General features: G+C 67.8%; 12 protein-coding genes. 6 read left to right on the top strand and 6 right to left on the bottom strand.

Annotation, left to right across the window (positions count from 1 at the left end; genetic code table 11):
- Positions 1 to 37: 37 nt before the first annotated feature.
- Both NED98_RS18845 and infC read left to right on the top strand, forming a co-directional pair.
- On the top strand, positions 38 to 2,815 hold the full coding sequence (locus NED98_RS18845; protein ID WP_265314043.1) for a TonB-dependent receptor: 2,778 nt from the start codon (positions 38 to 40) through the stop codon (positions 2,813 to 2,815).
- 130 nt (positions 2,816 to 2,945) lie between these two features.
- On the top strand, positions 2,946 to 3,479 hold the full coding sequence (infC, locus tag NED98_RS18840) for a translation initiation factor IF-3 (RefSeq protein WP_179513202.1): 534 nt from the start codon (positions 2,946 to 2,948) through the stop codon (positions 3,477 to 3,479).
- Between the two features lie 154 nt (positions 3,480 to 3,633).
- On the opposite strand, the gene NED98_RS18835 is transcribed toward infC, so the two are convergent.
- The 5 genes from NED98_RS18835 to NED98_RS18815 form a co-directional block, all read right to left on the bottom strand.
- Positions 3,634 to 6,381, bottom strand: a complete 2,748-nt coding sequence (locus tag NED98_RS18835; RefSeq protein WP_265270218.1) for a [protein-PII] uridylyltransferase — start codon at positions 6,379 to 6,381, stop codon at positions 3,634 to 3,636.
- A 299-nt stretch (positions 6,382 to 6,680) separates the two neighbouring features.
- Positions 6,681 to 7,403 carry an acetoacetyl-CoA reductase gene (phbB, locus tag NED98_RS18830; RefSeq protein WP_179513200.1) on the bottom strand — a complete coding sequence of 241 codons (723 nt, stop codon included), beginning with the start codon at positions 7,401 to 7,403 and terminating at the stop codon, positions 6,681 to 6,683.
- Between the two features lie 32 nt (positions 7,404 to 7,435).
- The gene (hemH, locus tag NED98_RS18825; RefSeq protein ID WP_179513199.1) at positions 7,436 to 8,440 is read right to left on the bottom strand and encodes a ferrochelatase; all 1,005 of its coding nucleotides are present in this window, start codon (positions 8,438 to 8,440) and stop codon (positions 7,436 to 7,438) included.
- Positions 8,437 to 10,647 (bottom strand): molybdopterin cofactor-binding domain-containing protein, encoded by a 2,211-nt coding sequence (locus tag NED98_RS18820; protein WP_265314042.1) that lies wholly within the window; start codon positions 10,645 to 10,647, stop codon positions 8,437 to 8,439. Before NED98_RS18820 ends, hemH begins: the two co-directional genes overlap by 4 nt.
- Before the next feature lie 197 nt (positions 10,648 to 10,844).
- Positions 10,845 to 12,530, bottom strand: coding sequence for a class I adenylate-forming enzyme family protein (locus tag NED98_RS18815; protein ID WP_265314041.1), 1,686 nt, complete (start codon positions 12,528 to 12,530; stop codon positions 10,845 to 10,847).
- Positions 12,531 to 12,595: 65 nt separating this feature from the next.
- On the opposite strand from NED98_RS18815, the gene lgt reads away from it, so the two are divergent.
- Genes lgt through pgeF form a run of 4 tightly spaced genes read left to right on the top strand, consistent with a single transcriptional unit; the run spans position 12,596 to position 15,802 of the window.
- Complete coding sequence (gene lgt / locus NED98_RS18810; RefSeq protein WP_265314040.1) at positions 12,596 to 13,477, top strand: prolipoprotein diacylglyceryl transferase; 882 nt, start codon at positions 12,596 to 12,598, stop codon at positions 13,475 to 13,477.
- Positions 13,474 to 14,517 carry a class I SAM-dependent methyltransferase gene (locus NED98_RS18805; protein WP_265314039.1) on the top strand — a complete coding sequence of 348 codons (1,044 nt, stop codon included), beginning with the start codon at positions 13,474 to 13,476 and terminating at the stop codon, positions 14,515 to 14,517. The genes lgt and NED98_RS18805 overlap by 4 nt, the downstream gene beginning before the upstream one ends.
- Positions 14,514 to 15,029: a GNAT family N-acetyltransferase gene (locus NED98_RS18800; RefSeq protein ID WP_265314038.1), complete on the top strand. Its 516-nt coding sequence runs from the start codon at positions 14,514 to 14,516 to the stop codon at positions 15,027 to 15,029. The genes NED98_RS18805 and NED98_RS18800 overlap by 4 nt, the downstream gene beginning before the upstream one ends.
- Before the next feature lie 5 nt (positions 15,030 to 15,034).
- Positions 15,035 to 15,802, top strand: coding sequence for a peptidoglycan editing factor PgeF (gene pgeF, locus NED98_RS18795; protein WP_265314075.1), 768 nt, complete (start codon positions 15,035 to 15,037; stop codon positions 15,800 to 15,802).
- A 104-nt stretch (positions 15,803 to 15,906) separates the two neighbouring features.
- Here pgeF and hslU read toward each other — a convergent pair whose 3' ends face one another.
- A complete protein-coding gene (gene hslU, locus NED98_RS18790) occupies positions 15,907 to 17,205 on the bottom strand; it encodes an ATP-dependent protease ATPase subunit HslU (protein ID WP_179513194.1) in 1,299 nt (432 codons plus the stop codon).
- Positions 17,206 to 17,216: the final 11 nt, after the last annotated feature.

Raw genomic sequence — 17,216 nt, 5'->3', positions numbered from 1 at the left:
TATAATTTGTTCAGAGCCGCAAACCGGGAGATGGATTATGCGCAGTGCTGTTCTGCCGCGTCTTTTGTCGTGCGCGGCGCTCTTGGCCTCGACCCCCGCCCTCGCCCAGCAACAGCCCAATCCGGCGGCCGCGCCGCGCGCGAGCGACAATCCCGGCGACATCATCGTCACCGCGACGCGCCGCGCCGAGGCGCTGTCCAACGTGCCGATCGCGATCTCCGCGGTGTCGGGCGAGACGCTCCAGAATACCGGCGCGACCGATGTGCGCGCGCTCAACCAGGTCGCCCCGTCGCTGCTCGTCTCGGGCGCGACGAGCGAGGTCAATTTCACCGCGCGCATCCGCGGGATCGGCACGGTGGGCGAGAATCCGGGGCTCGAAAGCTCGGTCGGGCTGTTCATCGACGGCGTCTATCGCAGCCGCACCGGGGTCGGGCTGTCCGAACTCGGCGATATCGAACGGATCGAGGTGCTGCGCGGGCCGCAGGGCACGCTGTTCGGGCGAAACTCCACCGCGGGGCTGATCAATATCGTCACCAAGGGGCCGGAGCTCGACGGTTTCCACGCCAAGGGCGCGGTGAGCTACGGCAATTACGATTATTGGCGGGTCGACGGCGCGCTCAACGCGCCGCTGTCGAGCAACGCCGCGGTCCGGCTCGACGGGGTATGGCAGAAGCGCGATGGCTATCTCAAGGCGCTTACCCCCGGCGAACCCGATATCAACGACCGCGATCGCTGGCTCGCGCGCGGCCAGTTCCTGTTCGAGCCGTCGACCGATCTCAAGATCCGGCTGATCGGCGATTATTCGAAGCGCAACGAGAATTGCTGCGGCGGCGTGCTGCTCGGCCCGACGCGCAATTTGACGCGGCAGCCCAACGGATCGGTCGCGGTCTCGCCCAATAGCTTGCTGCCCTTGCTCCAGGCGCTCGGCGCGAGTTACCCGGCGATCCCCGGCGGCGAGCGTTTCGTCTACGGCGTGCCCAATTCGCCCGGGGTGCCCTATACCTCGAAAAGCGAGGATTGGGGGCTTTCGGGCGAGATCAACTACAAGCTCGGCAGCGTCAACCTGACCTCGATCACCGCCTATCGCGATTACAAGAACAAGCAGGGGCAGGACGGCGATTTCAACGCGCTCGATATCCTCAACCGGCAGAATCTCGATCGCCGCTTCCGGCTGTTCAGCCAGGAATTGCGGCTGCAGGGCGAGGCGTTCGACGGCCGGCTCAACTGGCTGGTCGGTGGCTATTATTCGAGCGAGCGGCTCGATGTCTCCGACGACATCAAATATGGCAAGGATTACGAGCGCTACGCCAATTGCCTGCTGATGGCGCAGGCGCTGCCGAGCGCGCTGCTGCCGAGCAACCAATATTGCGTCAACGTGCCCGTGGTGCAGCGGACGATCGCCGCGCTGCCGCCCGGCACCGCCCGCTCGACCTTGCAGGCGCTGATCGCCAATCCGGCGCGCCCCGGCTTCGGCAGCCTCGCTGCGGTGCTCGGCCAGCCCAATATCGCGATCAACGGCACCGGCAGCAACGGCTCCAATTTCCGCCAGAACAGCTCGAACTATGCGATCTTCACCCACAATACCTTCGATGTGGTGCCCGACAAATTGATGCTGACGATCGGCGCGCGCTACACCTGGGAGCGCAAGAAGCTGCAAGGCGTGGCGATGCAGAACGACACGCTCTGCCCGCTGATCGTCAATTCGCCGTTCCAGTCGCTCGCCGCCTTGCCCTGCGTGATCAACGGCACCGCGCCGAGCATCGCGGCGGGGTCCCCCGGCACGCGCTTCAGCGACGGCGAATGGACTGGCACCGCGGTCTTGTCGTTCAAGCCGGTCGACACGCTGATGATCTACGCCTCGGCATCGAAGGGCTATAAGGCGGGCGGGTTCAACCTCGATTATTCAGCGCTCGATCGCACCTGCAACACCGCGTTCGACGCCGCCTGCGCGGCGCGGCTGGCGCTGCCGGCCAATATGCCGGGCAACGGCCGTCCCGAGGCCGCCGATCTCGCCTTCGCCAGCGAGAAGGTCAACGCTTATGAAATCGGCCTCAAATGGAAAGGGCCCGGGGTCGATATCAACCTCGCCGGCTTCTACCAGGAATATAGCGACTATCAGCTCAACACCTATAATGGCGTGAACTTCGAGGTCACCAACATCCAGTCGTGCCGCGATAGTCTGCAGGGCGCGGATCGCGATGCCTCGGCGCTGACCGGCGGCTGTTCGCCCGATCGGCTGCGCCCCGGCGTGATCTCCAAGGGGTTCGAGATCGAGGCGTTCCTGCGCCCGATCCGGCAGGTCTCGGTCAATATGGCGCTGACCTATACCGACGCCAAATATCGCGACAATCTGGTCGGCACCGGCGGGCGCCCGCTGTCGCCGGTGCTGTTCCAGCTCCCCGGCAACAGCGTGTCGAACGCGCCGCGCTACACCGTCACCACCGGGGTGAGCTGGTCGCCGCAGGTCAGCGACAAGCTTTCCGCGCTCTTCTACCTCGACGCGCGGCTGCAGAGCGACACCAACACCGGCTCCGATCTCGATCTCGAAAAGGTGCAGGACGCCTTCGTCGTGGTGAACGGCCGCATCGGCCTCTACGGCCCCGACAAGAAATGGGGCGTGGAGTTCTGGGCGCAGAACATCTTCAACCAGCGCTATTTCCAGATCGGCGCCGACATGCCGCTGCAAGGCAGCGGGACGTGGCGCTCGGTCGCCGCACCGGCGTCGAGCGGCTTCGCGGGCTCAGCCAACCAATTGTTCGTCGGATTCCCCGGCGAACCGCGCATGTACGGCGTCACCTTGCGCGGCGCGTTCTGACCGCCATTGCGCCGAGGACACGGCCGTCGCGACAAATATCGCGGCGGCCGTTTCGCATCTTTCGGTTTGGCCCGGGAAGCCTTATATCGCGCGCGATGAATCAGCAGGAGAAGTACCTATCCGTCCGCCCATGATGCGCCGCCCGATGCAGGCGCCGCCGATGAATGGCCCCCGTTTCAACGAGTGGATTCAAAGCCCCAAGGTCCGTGTGATCGACCATGAGGGCGAGAATCTCGGCGTGATGTACACGCGCGAGGCGATCGAACAGGCCCGCGAGGTCGGCCTCGACCTGGTCGAGGTGTCGCCCAACGCCGATCCGCCCGTGGCCAAGTTCCTCGATGTCGGCAAATATAAATACGAGGCGCAGAAAAAGGCGAACGCCGCCCGCAAGTCTCAGAAGACGCAGGAGATCAAGGAGATCAAAATGCGTCCGAACATCGACGACCACGATTACGACACCAAGATGAAGAAGGTCGTCGAGTTCATCGAGGAGGGCGATAAGGTCAAGGTGACGATGCGCTTCCGCGGGCGCGAGCTGAGCCACGGCCAGCTCGGCATGGCGGTGCTCCAGCGCGTCGCCGAAGCGGTTGCAGAAATCGCCAAGGTCGAAGCCTATCCGCGCATGGAAGGCCGCCAGATGCTGATGGTGCTGGCGCCGAAGTAAGGCCCGGTTCGGCAATCCCCAAGAATTGCCGAATCCCATTCACCACGCCCACGTCATTCCCGCGAAGGCGGGAATCCATTAGCGCCGCGGTTCCGATTCTATCGAGAGGCCAGCGACAATGGATTCCCGCCTTCGCGGGAATGACGGAGGGCCGCTAGGCCGCCAGTTCCGCCGTCACCCCCGCCGCCGCATCGAGCAGCCGTTTCTCCAGCGCCTTGACCCGCGCGCCGGCGGTGATCTTGTCCCCGGTCAGATCGGTCAGGTAGAAAGTATCCACCGCGCGCTCGCCATAAGTCGCGACATGCGCCGAATGGATCGTCACCTTCGACTGGAACAACGCGTGCGCGAGCTGGTTGAGCAGCGCCGGCCGATCGCGCGCATTGATCTCCACCACGGTGAAGCGGTTGGAAGCGTGATTGTCGACCAGCACATTGGGCACGATGCGGAAGGCGTCGGCGCGGACGCGCGGCGGCGCCTTGGCCTTCAGCCGGTCGATCAATTTGCCGCGATTGGCCAAAGCATCCTCGATCGCGGTGCGTAGCCGGTTGAGCTGCCCCGCCTCCTCGAACGGCCGCCCGAGCGGATCCTGGACGAGGAAATTGTCGAGCGCCATCCCGTCGCGCGTGGTGTGGATCCGCGCGTCGATGATATTGCCCCCGGCGAGGTGGATCGCCCCCGCGATGCGATAGAAGATCCCCGGGTGATCGGCGGCATAGACCGTCACCAATGTCGCATCGCGCCCCGGATAGATTTGCGCGTCGATCGCGAGCTGCGCATCGCCCGCCGCGGTGATGAAGCGCGCATTATACGCCAGCACATCCTCGGGCTCCGCGATCCAATAAGGCTCGGGCAGCCGCCGGGCATAAGCGCGCAGCGCCTTTTCGTCCCACCCCAGGCTCCGTGCGAGATTGGCCTGTTTCTGCTCGAGCCGCTCGCTGCGCCCGCGCTGCTTGTGGCCGAGCCGCAGCACTTCCTCCGCCGCCTCGTAGAGATCGGTGAGCAATTGCCGCTTCCACCCGTTCCACGTCCCCGGCCCGACCGCGCGGATATCGACCACGGTGAGCGCGAGCAGCATGCGCAGCCGCTCGGGCGACTGCACGACGGCGGTGAAATCGAGGATCGTCTTGAAATCCGAAAGGTCGCGCTTGAACGCGGTCGCCGACATCAGCAGGTGGTAACGCACCAGCCACGCCACCGTCTCGGTCTCCGCCGGGGTCAGCCCGAAGCGCGGGCACAGCCGCTCGGCCACCTGCGCGCCGAGCACCGAATGATCGCCCCCGCGCCCTTTGGCGATATCGTGCAGCAATACCGCAGCATAAAGCGCGCGGCGCGACACGATCTGGCGGAAGATCGCGGTCGAGAGCGGATGCTCGTCGGAAAATTCGCCATGCTCGATCTGGCTCAGCAAGCCGATCGCGCGGATCGTATGCTCGTCGACGGTATAATGGTGGTACATGTCGAACTGCATCTGCGCCACGACGCGCCCGAAATCGGGGACGAAACGGCCGAACACCCCCGCCTCGTTCATCCAGCGCAGCACCAGTTCGGGGTCGCGCGGGCTCGCCAGCACGTCGAGGAACAAGGCGTTGGCGCGCGGGTCGTCACGGATGTCGTCGACCAATTTGGCGTCGCGGTTCGCCGCGCGCATCGCCAGCGGGTGGATTTCCAGCCGGTGCAGATCGGCGAGCTGGAAAATCTCGATCAGCCGCACCGGATCCTCGGCGAAGAAATCGTCGCGCGGCAGCGCCAGCCGCCCGCGATCGAGCACGAAGCCGCCCAGCTTGCGCGGTCGCCGGCGGATCGTCGGCAACCCGAAGCGGCGCCCGCGCGCGGCGAATTGCTCGTCGAGATGCGCGATGAACACCCCGGTCAGCGTCCCCACCGTCTTCGCCTGCAGGAAATAATATTGCATGAAGCGCTCGACCCCCGAGCGCCCCGGCCGTTCGGAAAAGCGCATCCGCTCGGCGATCTCGCGCTGGACGTCGAAGGTCAGCCGGTCCTCGGCGCGCCCGGTGATGAGATGCAGGTGGCAGCGCACCGCCCACAGGAAATTGTCGGCGCGGTGGAACTGGCGATATTCGGCCGCGGTGAGCAGCCCCTTGCCCACCAGCTCGGCGGCGCGATCGACGTCGTAGATATATTTGCCGATCCAGAACAAGGCATGGAGATCGCGCATCCCGCCCTTGCCCTCTTTGACGTTGGGCTCGACGACATAGCGCGAATCGCCCATCTTGATGTGGCGCTGGTCGCGCTCGGCAAGCTTGTCGGCGATGAACTGGCGCTCGGTGCCGCGCTGCACCTCGGCCTTGAAGCGCAGCGCCGCTTCGTCGGCGAGCGCCTCGTCGCCCCATACGTAGCGCGCCTCGAGCAAGGCAGTGCGGATCGTCACGTCGCTCTTCGCCTGGCGCACCATTTCGTCGAGCGAGCGGCTCGAATGCCCGACCTTCAGCCCGAGATCCCACAAGGCATAGAGCATCGATTCGATCACCTGCTCGGCCCAGGGGGTCTGCTTCCACGGGGTGAGGAAGGCGATGTCGACATCCGAATGCGGCGCCATCTCGCCGCGCCCGTAGCCGCCGACCGCGAGTATCGCGAGCCGCTCGGCCGCGGTGGGGTTGCTCAGCGGATAGAGCCGCTGGGTCACCGCGTCGAACAGCACGCGGATCAATTGGTCGATCAGGAACGCCTGGCCGTTCGCCGCCTCCAGCCCGCGCGTCGGACGCTCGGCGAGCCGCCGCGCGATCTCCGCCCGGCCCGCGTCGAGCGCGAGCTTGAGCTCGGCGGTCACCGCACGGCGCAAGGTCCCTGGATCGGCGATGTCGAGCGCGGCAACGCGATCGGACAAGGCACGCCGGTCGATGATCGCGCGGCGGTGCGGCAGGTTATCGAAACGGCTCGACATATCGCGCCGGGTTACAGGAAAGCGCGGGGATGGTCGAACCTTCCTTCGTCATTCGCGCCGCCACTCCCCTCCCTTGAACAAGGGAGGGGCTGGGGGTGGGTTGGCAGGGGGCACCCGATCCGCCTCCTCGCCGGCCAACCCGCCCCCGACCCCTCCCTTCCATGTAGGGGAGTGCGAAAGCGCGGGCCACGACGCGGGCGTGAATCCCGCGTCGTCGGACGGGTTCGCTGGCGCGATCCGCCGGCCGTGCCGGGTGCTGCCGCGTCGCGGCACCGGCGCGCGGTGCGCGCCTGCACCCGTCAGTACATATGCTGCCCGCCGTTGATGCTCAGCGTCGATCCGGTGACGAACCCCGCCTCCTCCGAGCACAGGAAGGCGACGCCGCGCGCGATTTCCTCGGCCTGGCCCAAGCGGCCGACCGGGATCTTGGCGACGATCTTCTCGAGCACGTCGGCCGGCACCGCCGCGACCATATCGGTGTCGATATAGCCCGGCGCGATCGCATTGACCGTGACCCCGGCGCGCGCGCCTTCCTGCGCCAGCGCCTTGGTGAAGCCGTGGATGCCCGATTTCGCCGCAGCATAATTGACCTGGCCATATTGCCCGGCCTGCCCGTTGATCGACCCGATGTTGACGATCCGCCCCCATTTGCGGTCGCGCATCCCCGGGAACACCGCCTTGGCCATGTTGAAGCAACCGCCAAGGTTGGTGTCCATCACGTCCTTCCACATCTGGTAGGTCATCTTGAGGATCGTGCCGTCGCGGGTGATGCCGGCATTGTTGACCACGATGTCGATCGGGCCGAGTTCCGCCGCGACGCGCGCGCAGCCCTCCTGGCACGCATCGTAATCGGCGACGTCCCATTTATAGGCGGGGATGCCGGTCCGCTCGGTAAACTCCTTCGCACGGCTGTCGTTGCCGGCGTAATTCGCCGCCACCGTGACTCCCTTGTCGCGTAACGCGACGCTGATCGCTTCGCCGATCCCTCGCGTCCCACCGGTCACCACCGCAACACGTGCCATCGGATTCTCCCTCGTCACAGCCGAGCCCAAGGCTACGGGCGGGGAACCCAACCTTCAAGCTCCCGCGCGAGGATTGCCTGTAACATTTCCACACCGGGCGCGGACGCGTTGAGGCACGGCAGATAAGCGAACGACCGCCCGCCGGCGCCGAGGAAGGTCTCGCGCCCGCGGATCGCCAGTTCCTCCAGCGTCTCGAGGCAATCGGCGGAGAAGCCCGGCGCGACCACCGCGACCCGCGTCACCCCCTGCTCCGGCAGCGCGGCGAGCGTCGCATCGGTCGCCGGTTCGAGCCAGCGCGCGCGGCCGAAGCGCGACTGGAAGGTCACCGTCACTTGCCGCCCCAATGCCTCGCCGAGCAGCCGCGCGGTCTTGAGGCATTGGCAATGATAGGGATCGCCGAGCGCGAGCGTCCGCGCGGGCATGCCGTGGAAGCTGACGACCAAGGCCTCGGGCGCGAAATCGAGCCGCGCCAGCTCGGCCTCCACCGATTGCTTCAATGCCGCGATATAGGCCGGATCGTCGTGATAGGGCGGCAAGGTGCGGATCGCCGGTTGCCAGCGCATCGCGGCGAGCGCGGCGAAGGCGCGGTCGTTGGCGGTAGCGGTCGTCGCGGCGCAATATTGCGGGTAGAGCGGCGCGATCAGGATGCGCTCGCACCCCGCCGCCTTGAGCGCGGCGAGCCGATCGCCGATCGCGGGATTGCCGTAGCGCATCGCCCAATCGACCATCACCGCCGGGTCGAAGGCGTCGCGCAGCGCGGTCGCCTGCGCACGGGTGATCGCGGCGAGCGGCGAGCCTTGCGCGCTCCACACCTGCTGATAGGCATGCGCCGATTTGCGCGGCCGCGTCGTCAGCACCGCGCCGCGCAGGATCGGCTGCCACAGCCATTGCGGCAGCTCGACGACGCGCGGATCGGAGAGGAATTCGGCGAGATAGCGCCGCACCGCCTTGGGGTCGGGCGCATCGGGGGTGCCGAGGTTGATCAGCAGCACGCCGACGCGCGGCGGCGCGACCGGGGGATGATCGGCCGGGATCATGCGATCGCTCCGAACGGCAGGGTGCGCAGCCGCTTGCCCGCCACGGTGGCGAGCGCGTTGACCACCGCCGGGGCGACCGCGACCATCCCGAGGTCGCTGACCCCGCCGGGATCGGCATTGCTCGGAAGCAGCTCGACGGTGATGTCGGGCATGTCGGCGAGCCGCGGCAGCCCGAGGTCGCCCAGCCGGCGCGCGGTGACAAGGTTGCGATCGATCTCCACCGCGCTGGCGGTGGCCGCGGCGAGCCCGAAGATCAACCCACCCTCGATCTGCTGGCGGATCAGATCGGGGTTGACCTGCCGCCCGCAATCGACCGCCGCGACCAGCCGCTCGACCCGCGGGCTGCCCGAGACGTCGATCGACGCCTCCGCCATCACCGCGATATAGCTTCCCGCCATCGCGTGGCAGGCGATTCCCTGCCCGCTGCCGTCGCCGCCGCCGTCCCACCCGCCGAGCGACGCCGCGGTCGACAGGCAACGCGCGAGCCGCGCGTCGCGCAGCATCCCGATCCGCCACGACATCGGCTCCGCCCCGGCGCGATGCGCCAGCTCGTCGATGAAACATTCGGTGAAGAAACAGGTATAGCCGTGCGCGCCGCCGCGCAGATGCCCGCTGGGCAGCCCGATCTCCGCCGGATGATGTTCGACGAGGCATCCGCCGGTGCGGTACGACGGCACCGCCCCCGCGACCGCATAGCCGTCGGCGGCCTCGGGCAAGGCGCGTGCGGCCGCGACCACGGCGTCGCCCGGCATCAGCCGCATCGCGAGTTCGCGTCCGGTGGCGGGGGCGGCGATCTGTGCGCGCCAGCCGAGGATCGCGCCGTTGCCGCCGAGCCGCGCGGTCATCCGCGCGCGTGCCGGGGCGCGGACGCAATCGCGCGCCAGCGCCTCGCGCCGCGACCAGACGAGCTGCACCGGGCGCTTGGTCTTCGCCGCGACGATCGCCGCCTGCGCCGCGATATCGCATTCGAGCGCCGCGCCGAACGATCCGCCGATCAACGTCGGGTGGAGCACCACCGCCCCCGGCGCGATGCCGATCGCGCGCGCCGCCGCCTCGCGCGCTAGCCCGGGCGCCTGCGTCCCCAGCCACAATTCCAGCCGGTCGCCGTGATACCAGGCGGTCGCGCACGGCGGCTCGATCGCGGCGTGGAAAACGGGGGCGACATGATAGTCCGCGGTGACCCGGCCGGGGCCGTCCATCACCGCGGCGATGTCCCCCGTTTTGGCGAAGCGTTGCCCCGGCCGCGCCAGCGCCGCATCGAGCGCCGCCGCGATATGGCGATCGTCGACCGGGGCGCCGCGGGTCGCGAACCGCGGCGCGAGCGCGGTCAGCGCGCGATTCGCCGCCCACCAATTGCTCGCCAGCGTCGCGACCCAGCGCTCGTTCTCGATCACCGCGATCGTCCCTGGCACCCGCTGGGCGGCCGCCTTGTCGATCCGCACCAATCGGGAATCGCCGACCGGCCCCTGCATGATGCTGGCGAACACCATATCGGGCAATCGCACGTCGGCGGCGAAGGTCGCCGAGCCGTCGACCTTGGCCGGCACGTCGAGCCGCGGCACCGCCCGACCGGTCAGCCGCCCTTCGTCGCCGATCCGCATCGGCAGCTCGGCGGGCAGATCGAACGCTACCGCCTCCGCCGCCAGATCGGCGAAGCGCAACTTGTTTTTCCCCGCGGTGACGAAGCCGGCGTTCGTCTCGCACGTCTCCCAATCCGCGCCCCAGCGCTTCGCCGCGGCCTTGCACAGCAGCACCCGCGCTGCCGCTCCCGCCGCGCGCAGCGCGGGCTCGAACTGGCGGATCGAGGTCGACCCGCCGGTCAGCATCAGCGCGCCGCGCACGGCATGTTCGCGGCGCAACGCTTCGGGAATGCGATCATAGCTGCCGGCGAACAGGATGTCGGCGGCGAGCGGGTTGGCGTAGAGCGGGTTGAGCGGCGCGGGCTCGACCCCGATCGTGCGCCAGTCGGCGCCGAGCTCGTCGGCGAGGATCTGCGGCAGCGCGGTCCACACCCCCTGCCCGTGCTCGGCCTGCGGCACCGCGACGGTGACCTGCCCGTCGGTCGCGATCTTGAGCCACGCATTGTAGATCGTCTCGCCCGGCGCTGCGACGAGATTGGGCGCGAAGCTGCGCGGCCACACCGCCCAGGCGACCAGCAGCCCCAGCCCGGCCCCGCCGGTAACGAGCAGATTGCGTCGCGTGACCATCGCGTTAGCCACTAGGCGGGTGGCTCGACATCCGCCAGTCTTCTCGCGTCACCCCTTTGTGCTCCCGCCTTCGCGGGGACAAAAGGGGCCAGAGCATCCGCCTCTGCCTACCACCCCGGCGAAGGCCGGGGTCCAGCATCGGGCCGGTCGTAACTGGACCCCGGCCTTCGCCGGGGTGGTAAGCGCACGTGAACGGATCAGGCCGCCACCAGGGCACGATATTTCGCGCGCAGCGATACCTTGTCGATCTTCTCGGTCCCCAGCCGCGGCAGCGGATCGGCGACGATCCAGATCCTCGCCGGCACCTTGAACGCCGCGATATGCTTGAGGAGAAAGTCGGTCAGCTCTTCGGACGACAATGAAGCACCCTCGGCCGGATGGACCACCGCGCCGGGCACCTCGCCGAACTTCTCGTCGGCCAGCCCGAACACCGCCGCCTCAGCCACCGCAGGATGCTCGTAGAGCGCCGCCTCGACCTCCTGGCAGCTGATATTCTCGCCGCCGCGAATGATGATGTCCTTCTTGCGGTCGACGATGAACAGATAGCCGTCCTCGTCGAGATAGCCGATGTCGCCGGTGCGGAAATAGCCGTCGGCGGTGAAGGCCTCGGCGGTCGCGTCGGGGCGGCCCCAGTAGAGTTCGAAATTGGCCACCGAGCGGATACACACCTCGCCGCGCTGCCCCGTCGCGAGCGGCCGCCCGGCATCGTCGAGGATCGCGAGATCGACCAACGGCAGGGTCGGCCGCCCCGCCGAATTGGGCTTGGCGAGATAATTGTCGCGCAGATTGCCCGTTCCCACCCCGTTGGTTTCGGTGAGCCCGTAACCGATCAGCGGCGCGCCCTGCATCTCCTCGTGGATGCGGCGGACATGCTCCACCGGGCGCGGCGCGCCGCCGGCGGCGATGTCGGTCATCGTCGACAGATCATATTTGTGCCGGTTGGGGTGGGTGAGCATCTCGAAGCTCATCAGCGGCACCCCGACGAAATAGGTGATCTTCTCCTTCTCGATCAGCCGCATCGCCTCTTCGGCATCCCATTTCGGCATCAGCACCAACTTGCGCCCGATCGCGAGCGACATCAGCATCACCGGCACCTCGGCGGTGACGTGGAACAAGGGCACGTTGAGCAGGGTGGAGGGCTGGAGCGTGCTCACCTCGCCGTCCTGCGTCGCGATCGCCAGCATCATCATCGCCGAGGAGAGATAGTTGAACACCCCCTGCACCACCTGACGATGCGTCGAGAGCGCGCCCTTCGACCGCCCGGTCGAGCCCGAGGTGAACAGGATCGTCGCATGATCGTCCGGGCCGATCGCGGGGAGCGCGCCGACATCGCGGGTGGTGACCCCGGCCAACGCCCCGGCCAGCGGCAACGTATCGTCGAAGGTGACGACCTGCGCGCGGAGCCCCGCGATCGTCGCCAGCCGCGCGGCGCGCGGGCCGTCGGCGAAGACCAGCGAGCAATCGACATCCTCGATCGCCTCGCGGAACTCGTCGGCCTGCCACCAGCCGTTGAGCAAGGTGGCGACCCCGCCGGCCAGCAGGATGCCGAAATAGAGCGTGATCCACGCCGGCGAGTTGCGCGCCGCGATCCCGACGCGATCGCCCTTCTTCACCCCGAACCCGCCGACCAGCGCCGCGGCCACCTGGGTCGCGGCGGCATATACCGCGCCGAAGGTCAGCCGCTCGTCCCCCGCGACGAGGAATTCGGTCGCCTGATGCTCGTTGCAGAAATGCGCGACATAGGCCCCCAGCGTCGGCGGCGCGGCGGCGATCACCGGCAGCTTGCGGCCGAATCGCTCGATCTCCGTCAGCGCAAGCGGACCTCCCTCGGCGGTCATCGCAGCCATCACCGCGTCCATCTTGAGGTCCAGCTCGGTTTTCATGCGCCTCTCCGCTTGGTCTTGTCTCGTCGGGCCACTATGCAGGCTCCAAGCACGAGGGAAAAGCCTTGATCCTGTCTTTGTCAGCCGCCGCCGCCAGCCATATCCAGTTCACCGATCTGGGGCTCCACCCGGAGATTTTCTCGATCGGCTTCTTCACGCTGCGCTGGTACAGCCTCGCCTATATCGCCGGGATCGTCGTCGGCTGGTGGTATCTCTTGAAGCTGCTCGCCCAGCCGGGCGCGCCGATGGCGCGGCGCCATGCCGACGATCTGGTGTTCTACGCGACGCTCGGCATCATCCTCGGCGGGCGGATCGGCTATGTATTGTTCTACGCCCCCGATATGCTGCTCCACCCGATCCGCATCCTCCGATTGTGGGACGGCGGCATGTCGTTCCACGGCGGGGTGATCGGCACGACGATCGGGATCGTCGTCTTCGCGCGGAAGAACGGGCTCAACTGGCTGCGCATCCACGATTATGTCGCGTGCGTCGCGCCGTTCGGGCTATTCTTCGGCCGGCTCGCCAATTTCGTGAACGGCGAATTGTGGGGCAAGCCCAGCGACGTCCCCTGGGCGATCGTCTTTCCGCATACCGTCCCCGCCGGGATGATCGAGCCCGCGCGTCACCCGAGCCAGCTCTACGAGGCGGGGCTCGAGGGCGTCGTGCTGTTCCTCGTCCTGTGGTTCTTCTTCTGGCGCACCAAGGCGCGCTACGAGCCGGGCAAGCTCGTCGGCATCTTCGTGCTCGGCTATGGCCTCGCGCGCTTCTTCGTCGAATTCTTCCGCGAGCCCGATGCGCAATTCGCCGGCACCTTCTTCGCCACCACGATCCATATGGGGCAGATCCTCTGCCTGCCGATGATCGCGGGCGGGCTGTATCTGATCGCCACCGCCCCGGCGCGCCGCCGCCGCGTCGAGCCGATCGCGGGGAGCGACAGCGTCGCGTGACCCGGCCCACCGACGAAGCCCCGCTTCCCGAGCGGCTGGCGCGCGCGATCACGCTCGGCGGGCCGATCCCGGTCAGCCAATTCATGGCCGCCGCCAATGCGCATTATTATGCGACGCGCGATCCGCTGGGCGCGGCGGGCGATTTCACCACCGCGCCCGAGATCAGCCAGATGTTCGGCGAGCTGATCGGGCTATGGGCGGCCGATCTGTGGGACCGCGCCGGGCGCCCGGCGGACGCGCTCTGGGTCGAGCTCGGCCCGGGACGCGGTACGCTGACCGCCGACGCGCTGCGCGCGATGCGCGCGGCGGGTTTCATCCCCCCGGTCCATTTCGTCGAAACCAGCCCGGTGCTGCGCGCCGAACAGGCGAAGCGCGTCGCCGATGCCGTGTGGCACGATGACGTCGAGGACCTTCCCAGCGATCGCCCGCTGATCATCGTCGCCAACGAATTCTTCGATGCGCTGCCGATCCGCCAGCTCGTCCGCGCCGCGAACGGGTGGCACGAGCGGCTGGTGGCGTGTCAGGACGTGCTGTTCCTGCCGATCGCGGGCAAGCAGGTGCCGGATAGCGTGATCCCCGAGGGGCTGCGCGATGCCGCCCCCGGCGCGATCATCGAAACCTCGCCCGCGTCGGTCGGCATCATGCGCGTGCTCGCCGCGCGGATCGTCGCGCAGGGCGGCGCCTTGCTCGCGATCGATTATGGCTATCAGGGCCCGGCGATCGGCGACACGCTCCAGGCGGTGCGCGGCCATGCCTTCGCCAATCCGTTCGACGAGCCCGGCGAGCGCGATCTCACCGCGCATGTCGATTTCGCGACGCTCGGGCTGGTCGGCCACGCCAGCGGGGCGATCGCCAGCGGGCCGGTCGATCAGGGAGACCTGCTCCGCGCGCTCGGCATCGACGCACGCGCCGCGGCGCTGGCGCAGAAGGACCCGCGCGTCCTCGCCGACCGCGACCGGCTGGTCGAGGATATGGGGACATTGTTCAAGGCGCTCGCCATCCGCCACCCCGATTGGCCGCAACCGGCAGGATTCGCATGATCGACTATCGCACCCCGACCTCCGCCGACGGCCCCGCACTCGATGCGATGGCGCAGAAGATCTGGCACGACACCTTCGCGCCCTTCACCGCGCCGCAGAATATCGCCGCCTATCTGTCCGAGGCTTACGGCCCGAACGGCAAGTTGATCCGCGATCTCACCAACCCGGCGGTCAGCTGGCGCATCGCCTGCGACGGCGCGGCGATCGTCGGCTATGCCAAGCTCGTCCCGCCGTTCCTCCCCGATCCGGCGATGACCGCGGGGGCGGTCCAGCTCAGCCAGCTTTATGTCGCCGGCACCCACCACGGCGCGGGAATCGCGCAGGCACTGATGAACTGGTCGATCGAGACCGCGCGGGCGCGCGGCGCGACGGCGCTGCTGCTCACTGTCTATGAGGCCAATCCGCGCGCGATCCGCTTCTACGAGAAGCACGGCTTCGTCCATATCGGCGATTATGCCTTCCCGGTCGGCGATCAGGTCGATCGCGATCTGATCATGCGGCTGGCGCTGTGAGCGCGATGGCAAACAGCGTCGAGGTCAACCGCGCCGCCGCGCTCGCCGGGGTGGCGCACGGCTTTCTCGGGCGGCGCGGCGGCGTGTCGACCGGCGTCCACGGCGGGCTCAACGTCGGCACCGGTTCGACCGACACCCCCGCGGCGCTCGCCGAGAACCGCCGCCGCGCGACCGAGGCGGTGTTGCGCGGCGCAACTTTGGTGACGCTCTATCAGGTCCATTCCGCCGATTGCGTGACGGTGCGCGCACCGATCGACCACACGTTGCGCCCGCATGCCGATGCCTTGGTGACCGACCGCCCCGGACTCGCGATCGGAGTGCTCACCGCGGATTGCGCGCCGGTGCTGCTCGCCGATGCCGAGGCCGGGGTGGTCGGCGCGGCGCACGCCGGGTGGAAGGGCGCGCTGGCGGGGGTGACCGATACGACGATCGTCGCGATGGAAGCGCTCGGCGCGCAGCGCGATCGGATCGCCGCGGCAGTCGGCCCGTGCATCGCGCGCGCCAGCTATGAGGTCGATCGCGCGTTCCAGCAGCGCTTCGAACAGGCCGACCCTGCCAACGAACGCTTCTTCGTCGACGGCCGCGAAGACCATGCGCAATTCGATCTCGAAGCCTATGTCGCGCACCGCCTCGCCGCCGCCGGGCTGACGCGGATCGAAACGCTCGGGCTCGATACCTATGCCGACCCCGATCGCTTCTTCAGCTACCGCCGCGCGACGCATCGCGGCGAACCCGATTACGGCCGGCAGATCTCGATCATCGGGCTCGACTAAAGCCCGACCGAATGCCGTCACCCCAGCGCAAGCTGGGGTCTGATGCCGCAAGCGCACGTCCGCGGCCCGAGATCCCAGCTTGCGCTGGGATGACGATTACATCGTCACAGCACGAACCGGCTCAGATCGGTATTCCGCGCGACGCTGGCGAGCTGCTTGTCGACATAGGCGGCATCGATCGTCAGCGATCCGCCCGCGCGGTCCTCGGCGTCGAAGCTCACCTCCTCGAGCAGCTTTTCCATCACCGTCTGGAGCCGCCGCGCGCCGATATTCTCGATCTCGCCATTCACCTCGGCGGCGATCCGCGCCACCGCGCGAATGCCGTCGTCGGTGAAGTCGATCGTCACCCCCTCGGTGCCGAGCAGCGCGCGATATTGCGCGGGCAAGGACGCCTTGGTGTCGGAGAGGATCGCGACGAAATCCTCCTCGGTCAGCGCCTTCAATTCGACGCGGATCGGCAGCCGCCCCTGCAATTCGGGGAGCAGGTCGCTCGGCTTGGCGACGTGGAACGCGCCCGAGGCAATGAACAGGATATGGTCGGTCTTCATCGGCCCATATTTGGTCGAGACGGTGGTGCCCTCGATCAGCGGCAACAGATCGCGTTGCACGCCCTCGCGGCTCACCGATCCGCCGCGCACGTCGCTCACCGCGATCTTGTCGATCTCGTCGAGGAAGACGATGCCATTGGCCTCCGCGTCCGCCAGAGCGACGCGGCTCACCTCATCCTGATCGAGCCGCTTGTCGGCTTCCTCCTCGACCAGTTTCTCCCATGCCGCGGGGACGGTCAGCTTGCGGCGCTTGGTCTGCCCGCCGCCGAACGCCTTGCCCATCATCTCGGACAGGTTGATCATCCCGACCGACCCGCCGCCCGGCAGGTCGAACGGCATTTGCGGCGCCTGCTGCAGCTCGAGCTCGATCTCGGTCTGCTGGAGATGCCCGTCGCGGAAGCGCTGGCGGAAGCTTTCGCGCGTCGCCTGGCTGGCATCCTTGCCGACCAAGGCATCGAGCAGCCGCGCCAGCGCGGCCTCCTCGGCCTTGTCCTTTACTGCGTTGCGGCGGCGTTCCTTTTCCAGCCGCACCGCTTCCTCGACCAGGTCGCGCGCGATCTGCTCGACGTCGCGGCCGACATAGCCGACCTCGGTGAATTTGGTCGCCTCGACCTTGACGAACGGCGCGTCGGCCAATTTGGCGAGGCGGCGGCTGATCTCGGTCTTGCCGCACCCGGTTGGCCCGATCATGAGGATGTTCTTCGGCGTCACCTCGTCGCGCAATTCCGCGCCGAGCTGCTGGCGGCGCCAGCGGTTGCGCAATGCGACGGCGACCGCGCGCTTGGCGTCCTTCTGCCCGATGATATGCGCGTCGAGCGCGGCGACGATCGCCTTGGGGGTAAGATTGTCGTTCATGTCGTCCTTCA

It is taken from the genome of Sphingomonas lycopersici, from assembly GCF_026130605.1.
Classification (GTDB): Bacteria; Pseudomonadota; Alphaproteobacteria; order Sphingomonadales; family Sphingomonadaceae; genus Sphingomonas; species Sphingomonas lycopersici.
The sequence above is the reverse complement of the archived record's forward strand: the minus strand, read 5'-3'. Positions and strand labels throughout refer to the sequence as shown.